Source organism: Bacillus sp. RC252 (genome assembly GCF_044909215.1).
In the GTDB taxonomy this organism is placed as follows: Bacteria; Bacillota; Bacilli; order Bacillales; family Bacillaceae_G; genus Bacillus_A; species Bacillus_A mycoides.
Genome location: NZ_JBIYDV010000015.1, coordinates 81,483 through 107,072 on the forward strand (window position 1 = coordinate 81,483; position 25,590 = coordinate 107,072).

General features: G+C 33.4%; 27 protein-coding genes and 1 pseudogene. 21 read left to right on the plus strand and 7 right to left on the minus strand.

Features of this window, described 5'->3' with window-relative positions; all coding sequences use genetic code 11:
* Positions 1-19: 19 nt before the first annotated feature.
* From ABH960_RS20545 to ABH960_RS20585, 9 genes are all read left to right on the plus strand, one after another.
* Positions 20-1,429 (plus strand): glycoside hydrolase family 1 protein, encoded by a 1,410-nt coding sequence (locus tag ABH960_RS20545; protein WP_103458250.1) that lies wholly within the window; start codon positions 20-22, stop codon positions 1,427-1,429.
* Between the two features lie 30 nt (positions 1,430-1,459).
* Positions 1,460-2,167 (plus strand): GntR family transcriptional regulator, encoded by a 708-nt coding sequence (locus tag ABH960_RS20550; RefSeq protein WP_404448010.1) that lies wholly within the window; start codon positions 1,460-1,462, stop codon positions 2,165-2,167.
* 193 nt (positions 2,168-2,360) lie between these two features.
* Positions 2,361-2,555, plus strand: a complete 195-nt coding sequence (locus ABH960_RS20555) for a hypothetical protein (RefSeq protein WP_002066705.1) — start codon at positions 2,361-2,363, stop codon at positions 2,553-2,555.
* A 32-nt stretch (positions 2,556-2,587) separates the two neighbouring features.
* Complete coding sequence (gene bshB2, locus ABH960_RS20560; RefSeq protein WP_404448111.1) at positions 2,588-3,268, plus strand: bacillithiol biosynthesis deacetylase BshB2; 681 nt, start codon at positions 2,588-2,590, stop codon at positions 3,266-3,268.
* The gene (locus ABH960_RS20565) at positions 3,268-4,065 is read left to right on the plus strand and encodes an alpha/beta fold hydrolase (protein WP_404448013.1); all 798 of its coding nucleotides are present in this window, start codon (positions 3,268-3,270) and stop codon (positions 4,063-4,065) included. The genes bshB2 and ABH960_RS20565 overlap by 1 nt, the downstream gene beginning before the upstream one ends.
* A gap of 67 nt (positions 4,066-4,132) precedes the next feature.
* Positions 4,133-5,566: a MocR-like pyridoxine biosynthesis transcription factor PdxR gene (pdxR, locus tag ABH960_RS20570; protein WP_002088019.1), complete on the plus strand. Its 1,434-nt coding sequence runs from the start codon at positions 4,133-4,135 to the stop codon at positions 5,564-5,566.
* A 33-nt stretch (positions 5,567-5,599) separates the two neighbouring features.
* Complete coding sequence (locus ABH960_RS20575) at positions 5,600-5,956, plus strand: CidA/LrgA family holin-like protein (protein WP_404448016.1); 357 nt, start codon at positions 5,600-5,602, stop codon at positions 5,954-5,956.
* A gap of 23 nt (positions 5,957-5,979) precedes the next feature.
* Positions 5,980-6,651, plus strand: coding sequence for an LrgB family protein (locus tag ABH960_RS20580; protein WP_404448019.1), 672 nt, complete (start codon positions 5,980-5,982; stop codon positions 6,649-6,651).
* Between the two features lie 65 nt (positions 6,652-6,716).
* Positions 6,717-7,139: a YfmQ family protein gene (locus ABH960_RS20585; protein WP_002088014.1), complete on the plus strand. Its 423-nt coding sequence runs from the start codon at positions 6,717-6,719 to the stop codon at positions 7,137-7,139.
* 27 nt (positions 7,140-7,166) lie between these two features.
* Here ABH960_RS20585 and ABH960_RS20590 read toward each other — a convergent pair whose 3' ends face one another.
* Both ABH960_RS20590 and ABH960_RS20595 read right to left on the minus strand, forming a co-directional pair.
* The gene (locus ABH960_RS20590) at positions 7,167-7,568 is read right to left on the minus strand and encodes a CBO0543 family protein (protein ID WP_044442960.1); all 402 of its coding nucleotides are present in this window, start codon (positions 7,566-7,568) and stop codon (positions 7,167-7,169) included.
* On the minus strand, positions 7,543-8,721 hold the full coding sequence (locus ABH960_RS20595) for a DUF2515 domain-containing protein (RefSeq protein ID WP_219303385.1): 1,179 nt from the start codon (positions 8,719-8,721) through the stop codon (positions 7,543-7,545). Before ABH960_RS20595 ends, ABH960_RS20590 begins: the two co-directional genes overlap by 26 nt.
* Before the next feature lie 467 nt (positions 8,722-9,188).
* Here ABH960_RS20595 and ABH960_RS20600 point away from each other — a divergent pair, with 467 nt between their 5' ends.
* From ABH960_RS20600 to ABH960_RS20615, 4 genes are read left to right on the plus strand one after another with little or no spacing between them, the layout of a single operon-like run.
* A complete protein-coding gene (locus tag ABH960_RS20600) occupies positions 9,189-10,175 on the plus strand; it encodes a UDP-N-acetylglucosamine 4,6-dehydratase family protein (RefSeq protein WP_404448024.1) in 987 nt (328 codons plus the stop codon).
* Positions 10,172-11,083: an SDR family oxidoreductase gene (locus tag ABH960_RS20605; protein ID WP_404448027.1), complete on the plus strand. Its 912-nt coding sequence runs from the start codon at positions 10,172-10,174 to the stop codon at positions 11,081-11,083. The genes ABH960_RS20600 and ABH960_RS20605 overlap by 4 nt, the downstream gene beginning before the upstream one ends.
* Before the next feature lie 25 nt (positions 11,084-11,108).
* Positions 11,109-11,417: a DUF6572 domain-containing protein gene (locus tag ABH960_RS20610; protein WP_060752180.1), complete on the plus strand. Its 309-nt coding sequence runs from the start codon at positions 11,109-11,111 to the stop codon at positions 11,415-11,417.
* A gap of 21 nt (positions 11,418-11,438) precedes the next feature.
* On the plus strand, positions 11,439-12,503 hold the full coding sequence (locus ABH960_RS20615) for an undecaprenyldiphospho-muramoylpentapeptide beta-N-acetylglucosaminyltransferase (RefSeq protein ID WP_404448030.1): 1,065 nt from the start codon (positions 11,439-11,441) through the stop codon (positions 12,501-12,503).
* A gap of 99 nt (positions 12,504-12,602) precedes the next feature.
* Here the strand turns inward: ABH960_RS20615 and ABH960_RS20620 are convergent, their stop codons facing one another.
* Positions 12,603-15,323 carry a putative bifunctional diguanylate cyclase/phosphodiesterase gene (locus ABH960_RS20620; RefSeq protein ID WP_404448033.1) on the minus strand — a complete coding sequence of 907 codons (2,721 nt, stop codon included), beginning with the start codon at positions 15,321-15,323 and terminating at the stop codon, positions 12,603-12,605.
* Between the two features lie 435 nt (positions 15,324-15,758).
* On the opposite strand from ABH960_RS20620, the gene ABH960_RS20625 reads away from it, so the two are divergent.
* The 4 genes and pseudogenes from ABH960_RS20625 to ABH960_RS20640 all read left to right on the plus strand — a co-directional run bounded on the left by ABH960_RS20625 (position 15,759) and on the right by ABH960_RS20640 (position 17,963).
* Positions 15,759-16,145: a VOC family protein gene (locus ABH960_RS20625; protein ID WP_113936867.1), complete on the plus strand. Its 387-nt coding sequence runs from the start codon at positions 15,759-15,761 to the stop codon at positions 16,143-16,145.
* A 19-nt stretch (positions 16,146-16,164) separates the two neighbouring features.
* Positions 16,165-16,653 (plus strand): annotated as a pseudogene (locus ABH960_RS20630) (alpha/beta hydrolase); the annotation flags it as partial.
* Positions 16,654-16,747: 94 nt separating this feature from the next.
* On the plus strand, positions 16,748-17,323 hold the full coding sequence (locus ABH960_RS20635; protein WP_404448037.1) for a histidine phosphatase family protein: 576 nt from the start codon (positions 16,748-16,750) through the stop codon (positions 17,321-17,323).
* Between the two features lie 322 nt (positions 17,324-17,645).
* A complete protein-coding gene (locus tag ABH960_RS20640; RefSeq protein WP_404448040.1) occupies positions 17,646-17,963 on the plus strand; it encodes a hypothetical protein in 318 nt (105 codons plus the stop codon).
* A 136-nt stretch (positions 17,964-18,099) separates the two neighbouring features.
* Here ABH960_RS20640 and ABH960_RS20645 read toward each other — a convergent pair whose 3' ends face one another.
* The gene (locus tag ABH960_RS20645) at positions 18,100-18,744 is read right to left on the minus strand and encodes a YczE/YyaS/YitT family protein (RefSeq protein WP_404448043.1); all 645 of its coding nucleotides are present in this window, start codon (positions 18,742-18,744) and stop codon (positions 18,100-18,102) included.
* A 183-nt stretch (positions 18,745-18,927) separates the two neighbouring features.
* On the opposite strand from ABH960_RS20645, the gene pepT reads away from it, so the two are divergent.
* Both pepT and ABH960_RS20655 read left to right on the plus strand, forming a co-directional pair.
* On the plus strand, positions 18,928-20,160 hold the full coding sequence (gene pepT, locus ABH960_RS20650; protein WP_404448045.1) for a peptidase T: 1,233 nt from the start codon (positions 18,928-18,930) through the stop codon (positions 20,158-20,160).
* Between the two features lie 101 nt (positions 20,161-20,261).
* Positions 20,262-21,326, plus strand: coding sequence for a lactonase family protein (locus tag ABH960_RS20655; RefSeq protein ID WP_404448048.1), 1,065 nt, complete (start codon positions 20,262-20,264; stop codon positions 21,324-21,326).
* Between the two features lie 34 nt (positions 21,327-21,360).
* On the opposite strand, the gene ABH960_RS20660 is transcribed toward ABH960_RS20655, so the two are convergent.
* The 3 genes from ABH960_RS20660 to ABH960_RS20670 are packed head-to-tail and all read right to left on the minus strand — an operon-like array spanning position 21,361 to position 23,376.
* Positions 21,361-22,272 carry a DNA-3-methyladenine glycosylase 2 gene (locus ABH960_RS20660; RefSeq protein ID WP_404448051.1) on the minus strand — a complete coding sequence of 304 codons (912 nt, stop codon included), beginning with the start codon at positions 22,270-22,272 and terminating at the stop codon, positions 21,361-21,363.
* Positions 22,273-22,274: 2 nt separating this feature from the next.
* On the minus strand, positions 22,275-22,799 hold the full coding sequence (locus tag ABH960_RS20665) for a methylated-DNA--[protein]-cysteine S-methyltransferase (protein ID WP_113936875.1): 525 nt from the start codon (positions 22,797-22,799) through the stop codon (positions 22,275-22,277).
* A gap of 4 nt (positions 22,800-22,803) precedes the next feature.
* The gene (locus ABH960_RS20670) at positions 22,804-23,376 is read right to left on the minus strand and encodes a bifunctional transcriptional activator/DNA repair enzyme AdaA (protein ID WP_002014656.1); all 573 of its coding nucleotides are present in this window, start codon (positions 23,374-23,376) and stop codon (positions 22,804-22,806) included.
* 154 nt (positions 23,377-23,530) lie between these two features.
* Between ABH960_RS20670 and ABH960_RS20675 the strand changes: the two genes are divergently transcribed.
* Positions 23,531-24,289, plus strand: coding sequence for an exodeoxyribonuclease III (locus ABH960_RS20675; protein ID WP_404448054.1), 759 nt, complete (start codon positions 23,531-23,533; stop codon positions 24,287-24,289).
* Positions 24,290-24,598: 309 nt separating this feature from the next.
* Positions 24,599-25,564 (plus strand): iron-hydroxamate ABC transporter substrate-binding protein, encoded by a 966-nt coding sequence (locus tag ABH960_RS20680; RefSeq protein ID WP_002087985.1) that lies wholly within the window; start codon positions 24,599-24,601, stop codon positions 25,562-25,564.
* Positions 25,565-25,590 lie beyond the last annotated feature (26 nt).

Sequence of the window (25,590 nt, forward strand, 5' to 3'; positions counted from 1 at the left end):
TGAAACGGAGGTATATACTATGAAGTTTCCACATGATTTTTTATTCGGAGCTGCTTCAGCTTCTTATCAAGTAGAAGGTGCATGGAATGAGGATGGAAAAGGTGTTACGAATTGGGATGAGTTTTCAAAAATTCCTGGCAAAACATACGATGGAACAAATGGTGATATAGCGGTTGATCATTATCATCGATATAAGGAAGATGTTCGTTTAATGGCTGAGATGGGATTGGAATCGTATCGTTTTTCGATTTCTTGGGCGAGAATATTGCCGACTGGAGATGGAGAGGTAAATGAAAAAGGAATTGAATTTTATAACAATTTAATTGATGAATGTTTAAAGTACGGGATTGTACCGTTTGCCACTTTATATCATTGGGATCTACCATTACCGTTAGAAAAAGATGGTGGGTGGACGAATAAACGAACAGCAGAGGCTTTTGTAAAGTATGCAGAAATTTGCTTTAAGGCATTTGGTGATAGAGTGAAACATTGGATTACTTTCAATGAAACAGTAATGTTTTGTGGATTAGGCTATTTAAAAGGTGCACATCCACCAGGAATACAAAATGATGTTCCAAAGTATTTTCAAGCGACTCATTATGTATTTTATGCGCATGCGAAAACAGTTGCGGTGTACAAGCAGCTGAAACAGTATGGGGAGATTGGGATTACACATGTTTTCTTACCTGCTTATAGTGTGGATGATCAAAAAGAAAATATACTAGCAGCAACTCATGCGAATGAATATGAAACGTATTGGTACTACGATCCAGTTTTAAAAGGTGAGTATCCGTCTTATGTTGTACAACAATTAAAGGAAAATGGGTGGACTCCTAATTGGACGGTTGAAGAATTAGAAATCATTAAACAAAATGCCGAAAAAAATGATTTTATCGGCTTGAATTATTATCAGCCAATACGAGTAGAAAGATATGATATGGATATAAAGAGCGAGGAGCATTCTCGAGAAAACTCAACACTTGCTCCAGGTAATCCTTCTTTTGATGGTTTTTATCGAACAGTAAAAATGGATGATAAAACATATACCAAATGGGGTTGGGAAATATCTCCCGAAGGTTTCTTAGATGGATTGCATATGTTGAAAGCGCGTTACGGTGACATAAAGATGTATGTAACGGAAAATGGACTTGGTGATGAAGATCCAATCATTGACGGAGAAATTGTAGATGTTCCGCGAATTAAATTTATTGAAGAGCATTTAAAAGTAATGAAGCGTGCAATTCAAGAGGGAATTAATTTAAAAGGTTATTATGCATGGTCAGTTATTGATTTGTTAAGTTGGTTAAATGGATATAAAAAGCAATATGGCTTTATTTTTGTCGATCATAATGATAACTTAAAACGTAAGAAGAAACTTTCGTTTCATTGGTATAAACATGTGATCGAAACGAGAGGAGAAGAGTTATAACAGATAAAAGAGTATTTTAGGAGAAAGTGTATGAGTGCAAAGTATAAACAAATTGCAGATGTGTTAGAGCAAAACATTCGAGATGGGCTTTTTAATGAAACGAAAAAATTACCTACAGAAGAAGCGTTGATGAATCGATTTGAAGTAAGCCGTAATACGATACGTAAAGTAATTAGTCAACTTGTGAATAGAGGTTATATTTTTCAAGTGCAAGGTAGTGGTATGTTTTTACGTGAAACTTCTGTAACAGATTACATTAATTTAGGAAGTTTACGTGGATTAACGAAAAATCTCGTTTCACAAAATATTGAAACGAAAGTGCTAGAGATTGAAGTAATAGAGGCAAATGAAGAGATAGTAGAACGGATGCAATGTGAGATTGGAACTAGGCTATATTTTTTGAAGCGCTTAAGAATTGTAGATGGTAAACCATTCTCTATTGAAGTAAGTTATTTCAAAAAAGATATCATCCCATATTTGAATGAAGAAATAGCATTAAGTTCTGTATACAGTTATTTCATTGAGGATTTACGATTAAATATTGGCTTTGCCGATAAAGTTATTAGTTGTGAAAAAATAAATAAAGAAAATGCAAAGCTTTTAGAACTAAATGAAGATGATCCAGCGCTTCTTATTGAAAATACAGTTTATCTTGTAAATGGAACAATTTTCGAGCTATCTCAATCAATGTTTCATTATGAAAAGACTAAACTTTTAAATCGGATTAATTTTAATTGAAAATGAATATAAGTAGCCTTGTAAAAAAGCAACTGGTCCTAAGTGAGCAGTTGCTTTTTATTTTTAAAGTGGATGAGCAAAAAAACACAAAAGTGGTTGGTCCGTTTTTTATAAACTTCTATTATGATAAGAGAAGAAAGGTAGTATTTTATTCATGCTTTAAAATAGACTGGCCTTAGAGAGGTGGAAGACAATGAGTTTTGCGATTTCACTAGTTGTTATTATTGTAGTTGTATCACTGTTTGGGACCGTACTAGTCGCACGAAATGTAGAGGAGAATTACGGTAAGTCTACAAAGAGGAATGTGAAAAACTTATCCGCTATCTATATCATTCTTCTTTTAGTGCTTCTTGTAGGAGTTACTTGGTATGCGGTCGTTATTTTATAAAGTTTGTATATGATGAAGGAGTTAATATATTGATGAAAAATGAGCGCCACGTTTTAGTTGTTTTCCCGCATCCGGATGATGAGTCGTATTGCGTGGCTGGAACAATTTTGGCTTATACTGAGCAGAAAGTCCCTCTTACTTATGTTTGCTTAACGTTAGGTGAAATGGGGAGAGCGATGGGAAATCCTCCTTTTGCAACACGTGAATCCTTATATGCTATAAGAGAGAAAGAACTAAAGAGCGCTACTAATATTTTAGGGATTAAAGATTTACGTATGATGGGATATCGTGATAAAACGCTTGAATTTGAAACTCCTGGAGAATTAAGAAGTGTAATACAAAAATATGTGGAAGAATTGAATCCTTCGTTAGTCATTTCTTTTTATCCGGGATATGCAGTGCATCCAGATCATGATGCAACAGGAGAAGCGGTAGCCAGGGCGTTAGCTAATATTCCGGAAAATAAAAGGCCAACATTTTATGCTGTAGCTTTTTCAAATAATCATGAAGCAGAAATAGGACCTTCAAGTTTTAAAAATGAAGTAAAAGAATATGTTCCAAAAAAGCTCGAGGCATTGCAAGCACATGCATCACAATTTGCGACTAAGGTAACGGAACTGAAAAGAGAGTATGAAGATGGTGTTCCAGAAACAGTTGAGTGGTTAGAAAGAGAACCGTTTTGGATATATTCATTCAAAGATAAAAATATGTGATGCTACATCTGAAGGTGATGAATATGTATTTTGAATATAAGAATCGAAAGGTTTTTTACAATATAGAAGGATCGGGGCCTGTCATATTGTTTTTACACGGTCTTGGAGGAAATTCGAATAATTGGTTATATCAAAGAAAATACTTCAAGAAGACATGGACCGTAATCTCACTCGATTTACCTGGGCATGGGAAATCCGAAGGGATGGAAATTAGTTTTAAAGAATATTCAAATGTTTTATATGAGTTATGTAATCATTTAAAGCTAAAATCAGTAACAATTTGTGGTCTTTCAAAAGGAGCTAGAGTGGGTATCGATTTTGCTATTCAATATCCACGTTTTGTTTCTAGTTTAATTGTTGTAAATGTATTTCCCTATTTAGAACAGGCAGATCGTAAAGAACGACTTGAAGTATATGATTTACTTAGCTTACAGGATAAAGGGAAAACTTGGGCGGATACGTTATTGAGAGCAATGGGAGTAGAAGATAATGATGCAATTGTCCGAGGATTTCATCAATCCCTACAAACGATTCATCCGATTCATATTCAAAGGTTATTTGCTGAATTAGTTGATTACGATCAAAGACCATACCTGTCTAACATTGCATGTCCTGCATTAATAATACGAGGAGAGAATGATTATTTTGTTCCGGAAAAGTATGTGAGAGAATTTGAAAAACACCTGAGAAACGTGACTTTCGTTGAGTTGAAAAATAGTGGGCACTTACCTTATTTAGAACAGCCTACTAGCTTTAATGTGACGGTAGAGGCATTTTTAAATCATGCGCTTGATTAATACCATTTTTACAGTGAATACTGTTATTAATGAGTTCAGGACACCAGCTTGGAGAGGAGGGAACTAAATGGAATGGCAACCGAATCGTGAAGATAAGATACCAGTTTATAAACAAATTGCTGATTACATTGAAAGAGGCATTTCTACCGGTGAATTCCCTTCTGATAGAAAATTACCTTCCGAGCGTATGTTAGCACAGAATTTACAAGTGAACCGGAGTACGGTCGTAGCTGCTTATGAAGAATTGAAATCACTTGGGGTAGTAGAACGGAAAAAAGGAAGCGGCACCCGGGTGAATACAGATATATGGGGTGTGTCACATAAACGAATACCGAACTGGGGTAGGTACGTTGAGGATGGATCATTCTTACCTAATGTACCACTTGTTCAGCAAATTCGAACGGAAACACAAAAAGATGATTTAATCAATTTAGCGAGTGGTGAATTGTCATCAGATTTAATTCCGAGTGATAGATTTCGAACAATTTTGTCGGAGAAAACATTTATGGGAAATCTCGGTTATGACCATCCGCTTGGAAATGAAATGTTGCGAAAAACCATTGCGGCACATGTCGAGCAATATAAACAAATAGAAGCAGATTCAAGCTCTATTCTTATTACATCTGGAGCTCAGCAAGCACTTAATCTTATCGTTCAATGTTTGTTAAAGCCTGGAGATGCGATTGCAATTGAGGATCCCTCCTATTGTTATTCACTTCCGATGTTTAAATCAGCAGGTTTAAAAATATTCCGTTTACCAGTTGATCAGCATGGTATGAATCCAGATGACTTAATCGATTTGCACAAAAAGCATCGCATTCGTATGGTGTTTTTAAATCCGGATTATCAAAATCCAACTGGAACGGTACTTTCATTGGCAAGACGTAAAAAGGTTTTAGAACTATCTTCTGAATTTGGTATACCGATTGTAGAAGATGATCCGTATAGTTTGACTTCTTTTAATGGAGAAGTGAATCCAACATTGAAATCGATGGATCAAAATGGGAATGTTCTTTATGTGAGCTCATTATCAAAAATTGTTGCATCAGGATTACGTATTGGTTGGGTAATTGGCCCCACGCGCGTAATTGAGAGATTGGCAGATGCGAAGCAGCAAGTTGATTTCGGTCATAGTGTATTTACACAGTGGGTAGCGAACCAATTTTTAGAATCTGAGGATTTTCATACGCATATTACGATGCTTCGTGGACAACTGAAACAAAGAAGAGATGAGTTAATTAGAAAGCTTGAAGAAATATTAGGGGACCAGATTGAATTTTTTGTTCCTGAGGGCGGAATACATTTATGGTGCAAAGTGCAAGGAACGTTTGATGAATATCATTTACTAGGTGAATCTATACAAAATGGTGTAGCATTTGTCCCAGGAAGCGTCCTAGGTTCGAAAAGTGAATATATCCGATTTACTTTTGGCAGAGCGAATGTAGAACAAATTCAGCTTGGAGTTACAAGGTTTGCGGAAACATTAAATGAGATTTCATAATAGTGAAGCGTAATATGGAAATGAGGGAAAGAAATGAAGTACGTGACGCTTTCACTTCAAGTAGGCGTGCTATATGTGTTTAGCTTAGCTGGTACGTGGATTCAAGGAGTATTCCATCTATCTATGCCAGGAAGTTTAATAGGGATGTTAATATTGTTCCTACTCCTTTCTACTCGTATTTTGCCATTAAAGTGGTTTGAGGTAGGTGCAGAAAAGTTAATAGTATTTTTACCCTTATTTCTAATTCCTTCGACAACAGGATTAATGGAATATGGATATTTTCTTTTAAGTAAGGGGAGTATTATATTCCTTTTAGTAGTTGCAAGTACGGTAGTAACATTGATTGTTTCAGGGTATGTAAGTCAATTATTAGTAACATCAAAAAAATAAAATCGACAAGGTGCGCTATTCAAATGGTCTTAATTTTTATTACTGTAGTAATTTATTTATTGGCGACAAAGCTATATAAAAAATTTGCGTTTCCATTTACGTTACCGGTATTAACAGTTACAGCAATTATGATTTGTTTATTTTTGATATTTGGTATTTCTCATCATGAGTATAAGGAAAATGGGGGAGACATTCTTTCAGGCTTTTTGAGTCCTGCAATTGTAGCGTTAGCCATACCTCTATTTAAAGAGCGAAAGATACTTATGAAAAACTTTTTAGCGATACTAATCGGCGTAGTGATAGGTATAGTGGCTTTAACGAGTATGAATGTAGTGATTGGTGGAATTTTAAATATAGATAAGGAACTTATATTAACAACTTTACCACAATTAGCGACAATGCCCATTGCCATTTCATTAGCGGATCAAATTGGTGGCATTCCATCTATGACTTCTAGTTTTGTAGTTGTTGCAGGAATAACAGGTGCTATTATCGGACCGACAGTACTTAAGTTTTTCCGTATAACAAGTACGATTGGAAAAGGAGTTGGAATGGGCTGTGCATCACATATTATCGGTGTGAGTCGTCTAGTGAAGGAAGGCGAGAAAGAAGCAACTATCGGTTCGGTAACGATGATTGTAACAGGGATACTTATTAGTATATTAGTACCTTATGGAGTGAAATTTTTATTTTGAAAATTAATGAATCGTAATAAGGAGTATAACACTACTCATTTTAGAGCGTAATGGAGATGATTAAAATGACAACATGGTTTATAGTTACATTATTTATTTTTGGTGCTCTTAAAGTACTAGTTTCTAGTATGCCAACTTCTGTTGTAGAATCAATTATTAGTAGATTTGAGTTACACCAAAAACTTGATGAGGAAAATACTACTGTAACGGTAGATGGGGAAAGTATAGAAGGAGAAATGAAACTTCAAGTTATTCATGAATTTAACGAGGCTTTATTTTTAGATAAGCATTATTTTCCACCGCAAGGGAATGGAACACCGATAGTCATGGAGACGAAGAAAGGAAAAAGAGAGATTAGATTTTCTATATATAGCTACGAGGAACACGTTGATGTGGTAAAGCAATATAAGAAGAAAGTAGTTGCATATCGTTTGCGATCAAAAAGCCTTCAAAGTCGTTCAGTAGCAGTAACTGAAGATTATGCTTAAGGAGAGACCGTTATTATAACGGTCTCTTTATTTTTGCATCCAAGTATATAATTTCCAAATAAGAGAAAAGAAAATGATATATCCAAACAAAGAATAAGCATGATGCCAATTCCCGTTATGTACAAATAAACCTAACCTCTCAGCAACTTGTTCAAAAATACTAGCACAAAGCCCTATTAAAATAATAAATAGAGTTCTAGAAACTGCAGATAATGTTTTTGAAATTTGTATGAAAATGATTGTTAAAATTGGTAGCACAAACAACGTAAAGCCTATGTTAACTGAAAATATAGATGAGAAAGGTCTAACTGGAAAGGAATATATTTGTGTATGCACAAAGAAAGCATCTAAGCAAGTTCCAATAATAGAAGAAAGTAAGACTGTAACTAATAATGCTAAAAAATCATTCTTCTTCTCGAAGGAGGACATTTTTCTTTGCGAGAATTGCGAGTTCAATTTTTTCGAGTGTTTTGCAGTAATCTTCTGTAATTTGTCCATTTATATTTTCCTCCTTATCAACTAAATAATTTACAACTTGCCAATCGTTAAACCAATCTTCATTTTCAACTTCTTCATGTTTCATATCCCGCCATGCATAGATGAGTGCAGGGCTGTATATACGATACGCGTCACTACGTAACTGGCATTTCTTTATTCGGCGTTTATAAAACTCACGCGAAAAAGATTCATTTACACTAGAAAATAAATGAGGCCAGTAATCTTTTCTTGAGCCTGTATGTGGATGGTGATCGACCCAGTTTATTATTTGAGATAAAATATGTGTATCCCGAAATAACAATGAATACAACCGTTTTCCAAGTGAAATTCGTTCATGCAAAGAAGTGAAATGTTTCATTGTATCACCAAATAGTAATACTTTTTGCTTTTTATCATTTTCGTAAAATGGGAAAAGGATATGATTAAACTGAAAAAAATCAAAGAGTTTAAATCCAATACTATTTAATACAGTCTTTTTAAAGTGTGCATTTTGAATAACTCTTTTTTCTAAGTAGTTTTGTTCATTAACAATAGTTGCGATCGCTAATGTTTTTTTGTTACCTGTTTTCCAAAAATCGTTCCACATTGTTTCCATAAATGTAGAAACATTTAAGTGAGTGAGAAGGTGAAATAGCTTTTTTGATTTTTTTACACTTTGCTCATATAGTAAAAATTGAGGATATACATCTTGGAAAATGAGCCAATTTCCTCTTTCTAAAAAAGAGAAAAATGTAATTTGATCTTTCTCGGATAAAAGCCTCGTATATAAATCTCCCTTTAAATCTGTCATATTCCAGCCACCGTTACGTGATACGATATGCCCAAGTAGTGCCCAATGTATTTCTGGATATTGAATGTAAAATTGGTAGTATGCACGTGTTCTTGTGACGTTATTTTTATTTAGTTCTTTTGTCTGAGCTTTAATTTTATCGATGATAAGTTGCTCTTCTTTCGTTAATTTATATATGGTAACAGAAGAGATGAGATCGCTTTTTTGTTGTAACTCGTTTTTCACGTCGAATAGGGAGAGAGGGAGTGCTTTGGAGAATTCTTTAGATGTATTGTTTGAATTGCTTTGGTACATTCCATTACCTCCCTTTGCTATGAGTTTAAATGTGGTATTGGTTATGAATCATTCCATTTATCCCGCTATTAACGAGCAGTAAGACTCCCATCTTAAAAGTCGGCTAAAGCAAAGAAGTTAGGTGAGGGTGGGGCTGCTCGTAAAAGCCCGATTGATTCAACTAATAATCAGTGGGGGATGGACAAAATCCTCACTAATTAAAGTTTCACTTTATTTTATTACGAGTATAAGAAATAAATGAGTGGTGTTTTTTAAACCAGTAATATAGTTATCATTCAAACAGTATAAAGAAAATCTAATTGCTAAGAAGTGAAATGAAAAACAGAAACTATTAAAAAATAGTTTCTGTTTTTTTATTTTGTCAATTAAATGTAACAAACGACGATTATGATTTGAATCAATTGAAAATAATTCAATAACCTTAATAAATACAATTTAAATTGAAATGTATGGTAGGAGGAAAAGGAATGCTTAATAAAATAATTTTAATTACTGGTGGTACAGGTTCGTGGGGACATGAACTTATAAAACAACTATTAGAAAAATCACCGAAAGAAATTAGAGTTTTTTCAAGGAATGAAACGGTTCAGTTTGAAATGCAGCAACAGTTTATAAATGAAGAGAGATTAAAATTTATTATTGGAGATATTCGTGATAAAGAGCAACTAGTATATGCTTGCCAAGATGTACATTATGTATTTCATCTTGCAGCTTTAAAGCATGTTCCAGTATGTGAATATTATCCTTATGAAGCTATAAAAACAAATATACATGGTACGCAAAATGTAATTGAAGCATCTATCCAGAATCAAGTTGAGAAAGTTATATATGTTTCAACTGATAAAGCGGCCGATCCATCAAATACGTATGGGATGACAAAAGCAATTGGTGAAAAATTAATGGTTCATGCGAATGTGCAAACGAAGAAAACAAAATTTATTTGTGTTCGTGGCGGAAATGTTTTAGGAACGAGTGGAAGTGTGGTACCGCTTTTTAAAAAGCAAATTAAGCAATCTTCAAAAGTAGGGATTACGGATGCAAATATGACTAGATTTTTCTTAACCATTGAAGATGCTGTTGGATTGTTATTTAAAGCAGCATCTGAAGGAAGAGGAGGAGAAATCTTTGTTATGAAAATGCCAGCATGTAAAATAACGGATTTAGCAAAAATATTGATTGAAGATTCAAAAAAAGAAAACGTGAAGATAAAAGAGGTAGGGATAAGACCTGGTGAAAAATTAAGTGAAATGCTTTTATCTGAGGTAGAGAGTAAAACAAGTATTAGTTTTAATCAAAATTATTTTGTGGTACTACCGACTATACCTATAGAAGGGCTTCAAGAATATTATGCTAGTTATCCGCTTGTGGATGTGAAGAGTTTTAGTTCTCAACAAGACTTACTTACAAAACATGAGGTGAAACAAATGTTAGAAAAAGGAGGGTTTTTACGATGAAAAGAAATGCGAGCCTTTTAATAACTGGTGCAAATGGCTTCACAGGACGTCATGCTTGCCAATATTTTTTAGAGCAGGGCTTTCATGTAATTCCTATGTTTCAAAATCGTTCACATAGAGAAAAAATCGAAACTGGTATTACTTGTGATTTAATAAATAAGAGTGAAGTAATGAAGGTAATTAAACAAATAAAACCAGACTATGTATTGCATTTAGCAGGAAGAAACTCAGTTAATGAGTCTTGGACAGCTTCTCTGGAATATATAGAGATTAACGTAATAGGGACTTTATATTTATTAGAAGCCATTAAGCAGGAAGCCTCGCATTGTAAAACATTAGTTATAGGATCTGCATTGCAAGCAGATAGTATGAAAAACATAAAAGTTTCAAATCCATATAGTTTAAGTAAAACTATGCAAGTCATTATTGCAGAGGCTTGGGGCGGATTAATGGATTCAAATATTATCATTGCAAAGCCCTCAAATTTAATTGGTCCAGGAGTATCGAATGGCATTTGTTCTATTCTTGCAAAAAAAATGATAGATATACAGTTGGGGAAAAGTGAACCAATTATTGAAATAAACAGTTTGAAAGATAGTAGGGACTTTCTGGATGTACGTGATGCAGTTAAAGCGTATCATGTGTTATTACGTGATGGTATAAATGGAAAACAATATAATATTGGATCAGGAGTAAAACGTTCTTTATTAGATGTATTGGAACAATATAAAGGATTAACACAGTTGAATTTTACTATAAAAGAAACAGAGAATAGTGAGAGCGGTTCAAATGAAAGTTTAGTATTAGAGGATATAAAAAAGTTAGGTTGGGTTCCAGAAATTCCATTTCAGCAATCATTAAAAGATGTACTTGAGTATGCGAAGTATAGTGAAATCTGCATTCAATAAAAATATAAAAGGATGTAACAAATATATGAATTGTTATGAAGCGATAGATAATCAAAGTACGCTATTTCTTTCGATTGTTGATACGTTGGATTGGAAAGATGAAGAAGCGCATGTGTTGCACCTCTATGAGGCAATAAATCAATATCGAGCGTATGTGGAAGAAAAAAAGGTTGATCGAATAAAGCCAGCACTAGAGACTAGAACTAGGCATGTGATTCAAGTTTTTGCTCAGTATGAGTGTAGTGAGTATGGAAATGATTTTTATGAACTCATCAAAGATCTCTTACAAGATATAGGACTTGAATTAAAGATTAATATAAAGCTAGATTTTTAATGATAAAGGTGGATATAAGTTATGAATAAAAAGATTCTCTTTACTGGGGGCGGTACAGCCGGACACGTAATGATTAATATGGTATTGATTCCTAAATTTATAGAAAAAGGATGGGGAGTTGAGTATATTGGATCTCAAAATGGAATTGAAAAATTATTAGTTCAAAATGTTAAGTATAATAGTATTTCAACAGGAAAACTTAGGAGATATTGGGATTGGGAGAACTTTAAAGATCCTTTTAAAATTATAAACGGTTGTTTACAAAGTTATAAATTAATTAAGAAAATGAAGCCTGACGTTATCTTTTCGGCAGGAGGATTTGTTTCAGTTCCTGTAGTTATAGGGGCATGGTTAAATCGTGTACCTATAATAATACGTGAACCAGATAGTACGTTAGGGTTGGCAAATAAAATAGCATTACCTTTTTCTAAAAAACTATGCACAACATTTCCTCAAACAGGGGGTAATGTAAGTACTGAGAAGAAGGTTTATGTAGGGCCAATTGTAAGGGAAGAAATTGAGAGAGGTAACGTATTACGAGGAAGAAGCTATTGTAAATTTCAGCAAGATAAACCGGTATTGTTAATAATGGGTGGGAGTCAAGGTGCTAAGTGGATAAATGATATGGTAAGGAAAAGTTTAGATACATTATTATTAAATTTTAATATTGTTCATATGTGTGGTAAAGGGAAGGTGGACCCAGCTATTGGAATGGAAGGTTATATGCAATTTGAATATATAGGGGAAGAGTTACCGCATATACTGAATATGGCAAGTGTTGTAGTTTCCAGGGCTGGTTCTACTGCTATTTCTGAATTGTTATTTTTGAAGAAACCGATGTTGCTTATTCCGTTAACTAATGGTTCCAGTAGAGGGGATCAAGTTTTAAATGCTGACCATTTTGCACGACAAGGATATGCGGAAGTTTTACTTCAAGATAGAGTAAACAGTAGTACATTTACACATGCAGTAAATAAGTTGTATACAAATAAGAAGAGATATATTCAAAACATGAATGGATATAAGAAAACAAATGATGAGGGGATTCATCAATTAATAGATATAATAAATGAAGTGGTGAAGTAATAGAAATTTAAATAGAAATACAAAAGGAAAGAAGGTATCTTCTTTCCTTTTTACTATAGTTGCTCAAATTCATTATTACTTATACCGATTAGTTATGTACTATTGGTGAATACCGATTTCTAATAGCTCAGTAAATGCATTAGTATGAATAGGTTTACTGTAATAGTAACCTTGAATAAACTGACATTTATTTTTTTGAAGGAAATTTACGTGTTCTTTCGTTTCTACGCCTTCAGCAATGACAGACATTCCTAATGTATTTGCTAATGTGATGATTGTTTTAATGATTTCCATTCCATCTTCACACGTTTCAGACATTGTAATAAATTCTCTTGGGATTTTTAACGTATCGATTGGATATAAAGGTAAGTAGGCTAGGGAAGAATAGCCTGTACCAAAGTCGTCGATTGAAATGTGAATCCCTAAACTTTTTAGTGTACGCAGTTTTATCAATGTTTCTCTCTCATCCATCATTGCAATTCGTTCTGTTAATTCTAGATCAAGGGAACTTGCTGGTAAGCCTGTAGTTGCTAAAGCAGAAGAAATAGATTTTACAAAGCCGTCTTGTTCAAATTCTTTAGCAGATAAATTTACCCCTATTTTTAAATGCGAATATCCGAGTGCGTGCCAACGTTTCATTTGCTCACAAGCCTGCTGTAATGTCCATTTTCCTATTGGAATAATTTGTAGTGTTTCTTCTGCAATCGGAATAAACTCGTATGGAGAAATAACACCTAATTCAGGATGATTCCACCTGATTAAAGCTTCTGCACCGATAATTTTATTAGATTCACTATCAACTTGAGGTTGATACAAAAGGAACAATTCTTCATTTTGTATTGCGTTTGGTAAATCTTTTTCTAATCGTAATCGTCTTTCGATTTTTTTAGCGATTACATCGTCATAAATAGAGACAGAGTTGAGCTCTTTTGCCTTTGCATCATACATTGCAACATTAGCGTTTTTCAGAAGTGTAGCGGTATCGATTCCGGAATGTGGATAAATGGAGATACCGATACTCAGTGATAAAGTTAATTTATGCTCATGTATGACAAACGGCTTTTCCATGCTTTCAAATAATTGGTTACATAACTCGAATAAGGAATCTTCGTCAGTATAGTTTTCAATTAAGATTGTAAACTCATCACCACCGATTCTTGACAGATGAGTATGTGATGGAAGACATGATTGGAAACGTTTTGCTACTTCTTCTAATATGTAATCACCTGACGAATGTCCAAGTGTATCGTTAATTACTTTAAAGCGATCTAAATCTAAATATAATAATGCAAACTCACTTTGTGTTGTTTGAGCATTTTTTATAAATTTTCTTAGCTTCCTATGGAAAAAGGATCGATTCCCAATTTTCGTTACAGTATCGTGGAATGCTAAATATTTTATTTCTTCTTGTTGTTTTTTTAGTGCGGTAATATCCTTTACCATAATATAGCTTCCTGAAATTTGTCCATCTATCATAATAGGAACGATGGTAACGTATAAAAAATAAGTAAAGCCATCTTTATATTGAGAACTAAGTTGTAAGGATGCTGATTCTTGTTGTTTAACTTTTTCTAATGCAGATATCAGTTTATGTTTATCTGCATCTAAAATAATAGAAAAACATGTCTCACCAAGTAACTCGTTCGTTGGTGCTCCAAGTAGTATGCTTCCTGCTTTATTTACATTTAAGAATATTCCATTTAAATCAATCGTAAAAATGGGATCAGGATGATATTCATATAATGATTTGAATTTTTGTTGTTTCTGAGATAGGGCCTCTGATTTATGGACTAAATCAGAAGTTCTTAAAGTAACTTTTTCTTCTAGTTGAGCATTAAATACTTGTAAACGTTTTGTTAGGGTGTCGTTTTGCATACGCACAATAGAATGGCGAATAAGTACGAAAACAAAAGCGATACAATTTCCTGTAATGAGAGTTGAAGATGATGTTTGTTCTTTTAACGTAAACCCGATTAGTATTGCAACAGCAAGATAGGGAAATACGACTAAAACTTTCTTTCCTAGTATAGGGTTTACAATGAAATAATTTTTATGGCTATTATCATCTTCTGAAATAGACCCAGCTATTGCGATAAGCAATATAGGTATTCTATATAAAAGACGTAAAAATGTTATAGTGTCAGTTGATAAATGGGTATTTAAGTAAAAATAAATATAGTTAAAAGTTGCAGAACTAATTAATACAAAAATAAAGATATAAATTTTCCGCTTGGACTTAAAAATTGTTGGGCGGAAAAAGAGACTAACACCTAGTAGAAGAAATAATAGATCTGCAATTGGATATAGAAATGAAAGGAAAATATCTGCGAGTGAAAGTGAGAATATATTTAAATTTGGCTGATTAAATAAATACCATTCTAATGTGAATATGGAAGTAAGTACTATACATATATCACAAATAAAGAAAGCTTTTTCCCATTTATTGCATTCTTTTAAGATCTTATAGCAAAAAGCGATAAGGCAGAAGAATAGAAAAAACATGTAAAATACATCAGAAATAGTAAAATGATGTATTGGAAGTTCGAAAAAGGTATCTTGATACGTATATACTACTTTTCCTAATAAAAAACTACCAATTGCAATTGTAATACATATCCAAAAAGGATTTGAACTAACTTTTTTAGAGTATATAGAGTAAATTAGCGATATAAATGTAATGACTTCAACGATGAGTGAAGCGAAGCGTACATTGAAATTTGAAAAATTAGTAGGGAATAGAAAGAGAAACATAAAATAGATTGAATAGCATATTAATGTTGTGATTAATATACATAGCTGTAAATTTTTATTTAATTTCAAAAAAATCACCTTCTTTAAGTATGTACTATATTCGTAATATCTATACATAATAATATTACTTAAGGATTGTATCAGATTTCCTTATAAAAAGCATGCTTATAAGGAAAAAATGAAGAATGTAATACTTCTTAAAATTGAAAAAGTATTGAGTTCAATGATTTTTCAATTTATAAGGAATGCAGATAGAATTTGTATATTTAGTCATCCTTTAGATTTTAAAGGTTTTTTAGTGATTTGCAAGCGGAGATGTAAAATTGCATATAAAGTGATGGGAACTTCTCTCTAGATGAGGGGAGTTTTTCGTTATTAAAGTGTATTAAGTAAGACCTTTGTATGTACCTATTCTCATACTAATGAGGGATTAAAGAAACGTGTTGATTATATACAATAATATGTAATACAGTAATTGATTTTTAATATGGAGGGAAAATCACGATGAAATGGGTGAAGTTTAGAATAGCACGTCCAACTGATAAATTTGAAGAGGTTATTGCATTCTATGAAGAAGGATTAGGTTTAAAACGTATAGGTGAGTTTTATGATCATGATGGTTATGATGGAGTCATGTTTGGTCTACCGGATGAAGAATATCATTTAGAATTTACAAGACATATAGATGGAAGCCCATGTCCAGCCCCAACAAAAGATAATTTACTTGTGTTTTATATAAGAGAATATAATGAAATAGAAAAAGTGAGTAAAAGGCTGCATGCAATGGGATATGATGAAGTAGAACCAGAAAATCCATATTGGAAAGAAAAGGGGATTACTATAGAGGACCCAGATGGTTGGAGAATTGTATTGATGCAAATAGAAGAATGAGGCTAGAGAAGTTTCGAATTTTGATAGAGTTAGTGGATTATTGTTAGTATGTCCTGTTGTTGTAGCGCAACGAGAAAAAAGGCTTCTCCCAGATAAACAGGTAATTGTAAGAGAGGAAGAATTTTTAAATACGCTTACTTCAACCGAAAGGGAAGAATTTTGTGAGCTAGCAGTGGTTGCGAATGAGTATACATATAAGCGTTTCAAAGAAAAAATTAAGCCAGGGCTAGATATTGCTAATGATGGGTTTATTGAAAGATTACAAAAGAATTACTCTCTTACTTTGGACTTCCAGCATAAAAAATATGAGAAACCCGTTCTTTTATTAGTTGGAAGACAAGATACATCGGTAGGTTATCAAGATATTGTAGGAATCATTGAAGATTACCCAAGAGCGACATTAGCGGTATTAGATATGGCGGGACATAATTTACAAATCGAACAGCCTGAATTATTTGAGAGTTTAGTTTCGGAGTGGGTTAGACGAACTGCTCAGCAGAGTTCATAAAAAAGAATAAATTAATATTTTGATTGTATTCAAGTTTTGATACAGAAAAGATTAAAGTAAGTAATTAACTTATAAAAATTTTCAAGGAGGAATTATGAATACATATATCTATATGGTTAGGCATGGTGAATCACCAAAATTAGAAGGAGATGAAAGAACACGTGGATTAACTGAGAAGGGAATTTTAGATGCTCATAGAGTAACTGAGATATTAGAAACAGAGGGAATTGATACTTTCATTTCAAGTCCGTATAAGAGGGCTATGTTAACGATAGAAAGGTCAGCTAATTACCATGAAAAAGAAATAGTAGTATATGAAAATCTCAAAGAGTGTAGGTTTTTAAGTGAGGATAAGATTATATCAGATAAGGAAGTGTATCCACTCGTAAAGAAGATGTTCTCTAATCCAGATTTCACACTAACTGGAGGAGAATCGTATGTGGATTGTCAGAGAAGAGTAGTGAAAATATTAAAAGAAATATTAATGGATTTTCAAGGACATAAAATTGTAGTTGGTACACATGGGTTTGTAATGACACTAATGATGAACTATTTTGATAACCAATATGGGCTTGAATTTTTAATGAATACATCAAAACCAGACCTATATAAGTTAGAATTTAAAGACGAGCAATTAATAAATGTAGAGAGATTATGGAGAGAAGAATGAAATGGGATATATGGAGTGTGTGTTAAAAGTTACTTTTAACACACACTCTTTTTTTGAAGAGAAAGCATCTTTATCAACTATTTTTAGAATGTTAAATCAATAAATAATTATTCAGTTTTTGAATAGTTTATTGAGAAATTGGTTTAGGGAAACAATTTTAAATGTGACAAAACTCCAAACGCTGGATTTATATTCAATAGGAGAAAAAAATGTAGAATTTTGTCTTGTTGTACGTGTTTACTTTTCATTTCGTTACATATAGGCTTTGTGGTGTAGGGGGGAGAAATCGCCTTTACACTAAAATTATAAGGGGGTCATTGTGATGAAAAAAATGAAAAAATTTGCAGGAGTAGCTCTAGCGGGTTCAATTGGATTAAGTGGACTACTATTTTTAGAACCAAGTGTAAGTACTGCAGAAACACCACAAGCGAAAGAGGAGAAGTTCAATACTATTAATGTAGCGATGAATCAAAGTGAATCTTATTTATTGAGTGGTAGAAGTATTGATATTCTTTCAGGAGATAAAGAAGCGGTACAATTAAGTAATTATACAGTTCAGTTCAATAAACCAGGTAAGTATGTTATTAGAGTAAATGGTTGTATTTATAATGATGTATATACTTTTATTGTGAATGAGTAGTATATGCTTTTGATGTTTAATTAAATATATATTATCGGATGAAAAAAGAAACACCCTATTTGCGGTGGGAATCGTAAATAGGGTGAATTATTTGTAAGAAAGTTAATGAAAAGAGTAATTGGTATTAAGTTATGTTTTATATATTTTCATTAATTCGCTCTTTGTTTTTGTTATGTAAAATATGTAAGAGTGCTTGAAATACCTTAAATGAATGCTGGAATATTGGACTTTGAATAAAAGTGTATAGAAAAGTTACGATAAAAATAGGACCTCCTAGCATGTATCCAATGACTAGTACAAAGCATTCTACAATGATTCGAGCACGACTAATAGATAACCCAGTTTTGTCAGAAATAGTAAGCATGAATCCATCGCGAGGTCCAGCACCAATCCCAGCCGCAACGTACATACCGCCCCCAATTCCTGTAATTGCGATACCAGAAAATAAAATGAGTAAGTTTATCCATAAATAATCACTAGCGTTTGGAAGGATGTTTGATCGTAAGAAAAAGTCCATAATAGGACCGATAAGTAGTGCATTTAAAAATGTACCTACGTTTATATATTTTGGATCTACTAATAAAGAGATAAGAACGAGGCATAACCCACATATGACACTCCAAGTACCAAGTGTCCATCCGAATCGTTCATAGAGAGCCATATTTAATACTTCCCAAGGGTGTAAACCGAGGAATTTAACTTTGACTGCGAGAGCATTTCCAAGTCCAAAAAAAATTAATCCTAGGAAAAAAAGAAAATAGCGAAAGAGAGTTAGCCTCATCTTTAAAACCTCCCAATATATAATGATGTATATTACATGTTTGAATTTTAATGTACAAATATTATGTCTTTTTATGATTTATTAAAAATGTAAATGGATATATATTTTCACAGTCAAAAAAGTTAAAATATTTCGTTTTAAGGATTATAATGGAGAAAGAAACAGAAAAGGGAGTGAACGAACTTGAAACAAGAACTTATTGAAAGATTTACGAGATATGTAAAAATTGATACCCAATCAAATGAAGAAAGTCATACAGTACCAACAACACCTGGACAAATTGAATTTGGTAAGTTATTAGTGGAAGAGTTAAAAGAGATTGGATTATCAGAAGTGACGATGGATGATAATGGTTACGTAATGGCAACATTACCTGCAAATACAGATAAAGATGTTCCTGTAATCGGCTTTTTAGCGCATTTAGACACAGCAACAGATTTTACAGGGAAAAACGTAAAACCACAAATTCATGAAAATTTTGATGGTAATGCGATTACGTTAAATGAAGAATTAAATGTTGTGTTAACACCTGAACAGTTCCCGGAATTACCATCATATAAAGGACATACAATTATTACAACTGATGGTACAACACTTCTTGGAGCAGATGATAAAGCTGGTCTTACAGAAATCATGGTCGCAATGAACTATTTAATACATAATCCGCAAATTAAGCATGGGAAAATAAGAGTAGCATTTACACCGGATGAAGAAATTGGTCGTGGACCAGCGCATTTTGATGTAGAAGCGTTTGGTGCATCGTTTGCTTATACGATGGACGGAGGTCCATTAGGTGGTTTAGAATATGAGAGTTTTAACGCTGCAAGCGCTAAATTAACTTTTAAAGGGACAAATACACATCCTGGAACAGCGAAAAACAAAATGCGTAACGCAAGTAAACTTGCTATGGAATTCGATAGACAGTTGCCAGTAGAAGAGGCGCCAGAATATACAGAGGGATATGAAGGTTTTTATCATTTACTTTCTTTAAATGGTGACGTCGAGCAAAGTAAAGCTTACTATATTATCCGAGATTTTGATCGTAATCATTTTGAAGCGCGTAAAAATAACATTAAAGATATTGTGAAAAACATGCAAGAGAAGTACGGCGAAAATGCGATTGTTTTAGAGATGAATGATCAGTACTATAACATGCTTGAAAAAATTGAACCAGTGCGAGAAATTGTTGATATTGCATATGAAGCGATGAAAAGTTTAAATATCGAACCGAACATCCATCCAATTCGTGGTGGAACAGATGGATCACAATTATCGTATATGGGATTACCAACGCCAAATATTTTTACCGGTGGTGAAAACTATCACGGTAAATTTGAGTATGTTTCGGTAGATACTATGGAAAAAGCTGTTCAAGTAATTGTAGAAATCGCAAGACGATTTGAAGAACAAGCTTAAAAAGAGAACCAAGTAGTAATGAAGTGCTACTTGGTTCTTTTCTATAGTAAAACATACAAAGTGAAACTTGTTACAGGACGTTTGTAAAAGGGGGAAATGGTATGAGTGAAAATCAGTTTCATGGTTATATAGGGACATATACAAAAGCAGAGAGTAAGGGGATTTATAAATTTCTACTTGATACGAACATCGGAAAAATTAAAGGGGTCGAATTAGCAGCTCATATAGGAAGCCCGACGTATGTAACGATTAGTCATAACAACGAGTACCTTTATTCTGTTGCGAAAGATAATGGGTTAGGTGGAATTGCTAGTTTTTCCATTCATAATAAATCCGGTAATCTAAATTCGATTAACATGCAAGTTTTAGAAGGGGTATCGCCGTGCTATGTAAGTGTGAATCGGGAGAATAGTATAGTAGTAGCAGCGAATTATCATAAAGGAACAGTTGAATCTTATATAGTGAAAAAGGGTAGTGGAAGTATAAATACTGCTACGACAATTGTAGAACATAAAGGTTCAGGACTGAATAAGGAAAGACAAGAAAAGGCGCATGCTCATTATGCGAATTTTACTCCTGATGAAAAATATGTAGTAGCAGTTGATTTAGGAATAGACAAGGTGATTACATATAAAGAAAGTGACGGAGGATTAATGGAAGCTGCTTGTTTATCTGTTAAACCTGGTAGCGGTCCGAGACATCTTGTATTCCATCCCAATAAACATCTTGCATACGTTATGACGGAACTAAGTTCAGAGATTATTGTACTGCAATATGATGCACATAGTGGTAGTTTTAAAGAAAAACAATATATCTCTACATTACCTGAAGATTATAGTGAAGAAAGTTATGGAAGTGCAATTTATATCTCTTCAGATGGCAAATTTGTTTACGCAGCAAATAGAGGGCATAATAGTATCGCAGTTTTCCGAGTAAATGAGCATAATGGAGAGCTAACTTTTATTGAAACAGTATCGACAGAAGGAGATTGGCCACGGGACTTTTCTTTAGATCCGGATGGGAAATTTTTAATTGCAGCGAATGAAAGATCTAATACTTTGACTTTATTTGCTAGGGATGAAATGGCAGGGGAGCTAACGCTTGTACAGACGGACGTAAATGTTCCAGAGCCAGTATGTGTGAAGTTTTTACATGTGAAAAAATAGATAGGTTTCCCTATCTATTTTTTATTAGGAAATTTTAATATAACACCCGCCACAAATAAAAAGTCGTGTAAGACTCCCAATTTGTCCAATTTGATGCAAATTCTTTTATTTCATTTTTAGTCGGTTTCTTTTCGGAACCTGTTATAAATTTAATTGCATTATGCAAACCAACATCATCAATTGGAAAAGCTGAAGGGAATCGTAAACAACGCATCAAAACATAGTGAGCTGTCCATGGCCCTATACCGCGAATGCTAGTTAATTGTTTTTCAGCTTGCTTCACATCTTGTATTTGTAATAGAGATTCTTTTGATAATTTACCTTCTGTAATGAGCTGCGCGACGTCAATTAAGTATTCGCACTTTCTTGTAGTCATTTTTAATGTTGCGAGATCTTCTACATCTAAATTTGCTATTACTTCAGGTGATGGGAATATCCAATGTTTTCTACCGTTCCAATCTACATAATCGCCAAAATTTTCGACTAATCTTCTTTTTAGAGTATAGGCATATGTGAGGTTGATTTGTTGACCTAGAATCCCCCAGCATAGTGCTTCAAATAAATCCGGAATTCCCAAAGTACGAAGACCGTAAAATTCTTTAATGGGTTTTTGAAGGAGTGGGTCGTGTTTAGCTAATTTATAGAAGGGAGCTAAATCAGTAGTTAAATCAAACCACTCTTTTACATAGTTAGATACGGCATCGTGTGCCCATTTTTCAGAGACATATGATTCTCCTAAAAAACGTATTTGAATATTACTATCGGCATTCAAACCAATTTCAACTAATGGATTTATGTTTTGAACAGGAATGACTTTATAGATTTTATTGTTTTCAATATGAAACATACATTCATTTTTAGAACGTGATAGATAGCGTAAGTTTTCTTGAAAACTAAATTCTTTTGGAACGACTAAAGACAATATTTCATTACAACCCTCTGTCATATTTACTCCTCCCGAAGCGCTTCTAATTTGAGCAATTCTTTTTTCATTTCTAAACCACCTCTAAAACCGGTAAGTTTACCATTTTTCCCAATAACGCGGTGACAAGGAATAGTGATAAGCAGAGGATTTGCCCCAACGGCAGTCCCAACTGCACGTACAGCGTTAGGTTTTTGAATTCTTTCCGCAATCTCTGAATAAGAATGTGCCTCCCCATAAGGAATTTCACGTACTGTATTCCAAACAGCTAATTGAAATGCAGTTCCGTAAACATCGATAGGAATTGTAAAGGTTTCTAGTTTGGTTTCCAAATACTCGATAAGTTCTTTTGTATATGTTTGCAGATGATCTGGATTTTGGATGAATGTATGTTGTGGCAGTTTTTTGCTAGCCCACGTATTTAGTTCTTCAAAAGTTTCATTTTGCGATCCGATGAAGCATAATCCATTTGAAGTAGCTGCAATATGCATACGCCAATGTTTATGAATAAGCAATGTCCAATATATAGTTTTATTTTCATATGGTTTCATTATTTCATACCTCTTTTATTCCGTTCTTTTTTCGATATTCAGTAGGGGTAAATCCTGTCTTCTTTTTAAATAAAGTCGCGAAATACTCCGGATTTTCTATCCCGACATCAGTACTAATTTCCATAATGGATTGATTTGTATGTGAAAGGTATTCTGTCGCTTTTTTAATTCTGAATTGCTGTATATATTCTATTGGACTAATCCCTACAATTTTCTTGAAAGTGCGTTGTAGATGATAAGGGCTACCATGGCATATTTCTGCGAGTAAGTCGAGGGTTAACACGTCACAATAATGTTTTTGGATATATTCTTTAATTTGCTCTACCCATTCTTCATTAGGTAAAGTTAGCCCGTTTGGTTTACAACGTTTACACGGACGAAAATTTTCATGTAATGCTTGCTCTGCCTTAAGAAAAATACGTACATTGTTTTTATTCGGTATTCTCGATTTACATGATGGTCGGCAAAAAATACCGGTTGATTTTACAGCGTAAAAGAATTTGTCATCATATGTGGAGTCATTATGAATAATTGCTTGCCAATACTCATTTGTTACTGTGAACTCTTCATTATGCACAGAACATCACCTCTGGCATTAGTATAACCTGAATAAAGTACGTATGTACGTATTTACGAATGTAAGAGCAAGATTACAAAGATGAAACTATGATAGGGTATCTATTTTGTGTTAGCATGAAAATTGAAAATGCACATCAAGAGGAGGAACATAGATGAAGTTGATTTCATGGAATGTAAATGGTTTGCGAGCAGTTATTGCAAAAGGTGGATTTCTAGAATATCTAGAAGAATCTAATGCAGATATATTTTGTTTACAGGAAATTAAATTACAAAGTGGACAAATTGATTTAAATCCCGAGGGATATTATACATATTGGAATTATGCTGTGAAAAAAGGCTACTCAGGAACGGCTATTTTCACGAAAAAAGAACCGATTTCTGTTACATATGGTTTAGGGATTGAAGAGCATGATCAAGAAGGACGAGTTATTACGTTAGAATTTGATGATTTTTATATGATAACGCTGTATACACTAAATTCTAAACGAGGATTAGAACGTTTAGATTACAGAATGGAATGGGAAGATGATTTCAGGGCCTATATTAAGCGATTAGATGAAAAGAAACCAGTTATTTTTTGTGGAGATTTAAATGTTGCCCATAAAGAAGTAGATTTAAAAAATCCGAAAAGTAATCGGAAAAATCCTGGTTTTTCGGATGAAGAAAGAGAGAAATTTACATGTGTTTTAGAGGCGGGATTCATTGATACGTATCGCTATCTTTATCCCGATCAAGAAGGAGCGTACTCATGGTGGTCATACCGTATGGGTGCAAGAGCGAAAAATATCGGTTGGCGTTTAGACTACTTTGTGATTTCTGAAAGGCTAAAACATAAAATTACCGATGCGAAAATTAATAGTGAAGTGATGGGATCGGACCATTGTCCAGTTGAATTACATATAGATTTCTAAAAAAAGAAGTATCTTCCTGAAAAAAGGAGATACTTCTTTTTTGTTCAGTTTGTTAAAATTTTTCAAATCATTCTTGAAATAATCTGATATTAAATATATACTTAATAACGATAATCATTATCACTGGTAGTGATTATCGTGGGATGAGGGTTGTAAAGAATTTAATACTAGGGGAAGTGAACGAGAATGGCTCTCCATTTTACGTAGATTTATTAATGATGTGAAATATAGATGAGGATTATGTTTCATATAATTAAGTTTCATTGTTGAAATAATATATTTGAAGATTTCGAGAGGAGATATATAAAGATGAACAAGAAGTTATTTACATTAGGGATGGTTACAGTTTTAAGTGTTGGTTTAGCAGCATGTAATAGTGCAGACAAAACTTCTGGGGAACAAAAACAACAGACAAAGGCTACGGAAACGAAAAAAGACGAAAAGCGAAAGATTACATATTTAGGTAAAGAATATACAGTACCAGCAAAAGTAGATAAAATTGCGACAGCTAGTTTAGAGTCAATGGAAGATGCGGCAGTACTTGGAATTAAACCGGTAGGTGCAATTACGGTTGGTGGGAAATTACCAGGGAACGTTGCAAAAGATTTAGAAGGTGCGAAATCTGTCGGTGAGAAAATGGAACCCAACTTTGAAACATTACTTCAATTAAAACCTGATGTTATTACATCAAGTACGAAATTCCCAGCAGAAGCGGCTGAGAAATTTACGAAGGTAGCTCCAACAATCCCAATATCACATGTTTCTACAGATTGGGAAGAAAACTTAAAATTAATGGGAGAACTATCTGGTAAAAAAGACAAAGCAGAAAAAATTATTAAGGATTATAAAGCAGACGCTGAAAAAGCGAAAGCAAAAATTGGAGATAAGTTAAAAGATAAAAAGGTACTTGTAATAAGATTAAGAGCGAATACATTATTCGTTTATCCAGAAGGAGTATACTTCAACCCTGTAATTTATAAAGACCTTGGATTAACTGCTCCAGAACAACTTAAAAATGTAAAAGCGCAAGAGAAACTCTCTTTAGAACAACTGGCTCAAATAAATCCAGATTACGTATTTTTACAATATGAAGCAAGTGAAAATAATAAACCGAAAGTACTAGAAGAAATAGAAAGTAATCCAATTTGGCAAAGTGTAAATGCTGTAAAAGAGAAGAAAGTATTTGTAAATACTGTAGATCCTATTGCACAAGGTGGTACTGCTTGGAGTAAAACAGTATTTTTAAAAGAAGCAGTGAAAAATTTGACTAAATAATAAAATTAGTAAGGTGCGTTGAATGA

Coding starts and splice junctions, on each gene's coding strand:
- ABH960_RS20645 (WP_404448043.1), bottom strand. CDS start 18,744: ATGAGGCTAACTCTCTTTCGCTATTTTCTTTTTTTCCTAGGATTAATT.
- ABH960_RS20545 (WP_103458250.1), top strand. CDS start 20: ATGAAGTTTCCACATGATTTTTTATTCGGAGCTGCTTCAGCTTCTTAT.
- ABH960_RS20575 (WP_404448016.1), top strand. CDS start 5,600: ATGAAGTACGTGACGCTTTCACTTCAAGTAGGCGTGCTATATGTGTTT.
- ABH960_RS20625 (WP_113936867.1), top strand. CDS start 15,759: ATGAAATGGGTGAAGTTTAGAATAGCACGTCCAACTGATAAATTTGAA.
- ABH960_RS20640 (WP_404448040.1), top strand. CDS start 17,646: ATGAAAAAAATGAAAAAATTTGCAGGAGTAGCTCTAGCGGGTTCAATT.
- ABH960_RS20655 (WP_404448048.1), top strand. CDS start 20,262: ATGAGTGAAAATCAGTTTCATGGTTATATAGGGACATATACAAAAGCA.
- ABH960_RS20635 (WP_404448037.1), top strand. CDS start 16,748: ATGAATACATATATCTATATGGTTAGGCATGGTGAATCACCAAAATTA.
- ABH960_RS20680 (WP_002087985.1), top strand. CDS start 24,599: ATGAACAAGAAGTTATTTACATTAGGGATGGTTACAGTTTTAAGTGTT.
- ABH960_RS20555 (WP_002066705.1), top strand. CDS start 2,361: ATGAGTTTTGCGATTTCACTAGTTGTTATTATTGTAGTTGTATCACTG.
- ABH960_RS20610 (WP_060752180.1), top strand. CDS start 11,109: ATGAATTGTTATGAAGCGATAGATAATCAAAGTACGCTATTTCTTTCG.
- ABH960_RS20585 (WP_002088014.1), top strand. CDS start 6,717: ATGACAACATGGTTTATAGTTACATTATTTATTTTTGGTGCTCTTAAA.
- bshB2 (WP_404448111.1), top strand. CDS start 2,588: ATGAAAAATGAGCGCCACGTTTTAGTTGTTTTCCCGCATCCGGATGAT.
- pdxR (WP_002088019.1), top strand. CDS start 4,133: ATGGAATGGCAACCGAATCGTGAAGATAAGATACCAGTTTATAAACAA.
- ABH960_RS20660 (WP_404448051.1), bottom strand. CDS start 22,272: ATGACAGAGGGTTGTAATGAAATATTGTCTTTAGTCGTTCCAAAAGAA.
- ABH960_RS20615 (WP_404448030.1), top strand. CDS start 11,439: ATGAATAAAAAGATTCTCTTTACTGGGGGCGGTACAGCCGGACACGTA.
- ABH960_RS20675 (WP_404448054.1), top strand. CDS start 23,531: ATGAAGTTGATTTCATGGAATGTAAATGGTTTGCGAGCAGTTATTGCA.
- ABH960_RS20595 (WP_219303385.1), bottom strand. CDS start 8,721: ATGTACCAAAGCAATTCAAACAATACATCTAAAGAATTCTCCAAAGCA.
- ABH960_RS20600 (WP_404448024.1), top strand. CDS start 9,189: ATGCTTAATAAAATAATTTTAATTACTGGTGGTACAGGTTCGTGGGGA.
- ABH960_RS20665 (WP_113936875.1), bottom strand. CDS start 22,799: ATGAAACCATATGAAAATAAAACTATATATTGGACATTGCTTATTCAT.
- ABH960_RS20580 (WP_404448019.1), top strand. CDS start 5,980: ATGGTCTTAATTTTTATTACTGTAGTAATTTATTTATTGGCGACAAAG.
- ABH960_RS20605 (WP_404448027.1), top strand. CDS start 10,172: ATGAAAAGAAATGCGAGCCTTTTAATAACTGGTGCAAATGGCTTCACA.
- ABH960_RS20550 (WP_404448010.1), top strand. CDS start 1,460: ATGAGTGCAAAGTATAAACAAATTGCAGATGTGTTAGAGCAAAACATT.
- ABH960_RS20590 (WP_044442960.1), bottom strand. CDS start 7,568: ATGTCCTCCTTCGAGAAGAAGAATGATTTTTTAGCATTATTAGTTACA.
- ABH960_RS20565 (WP_404448013.1), top strand. CDS start 3,268: ATGCTACATCTGAAGGTGATGAATATGTATTTTGAATATAAGAATCGA.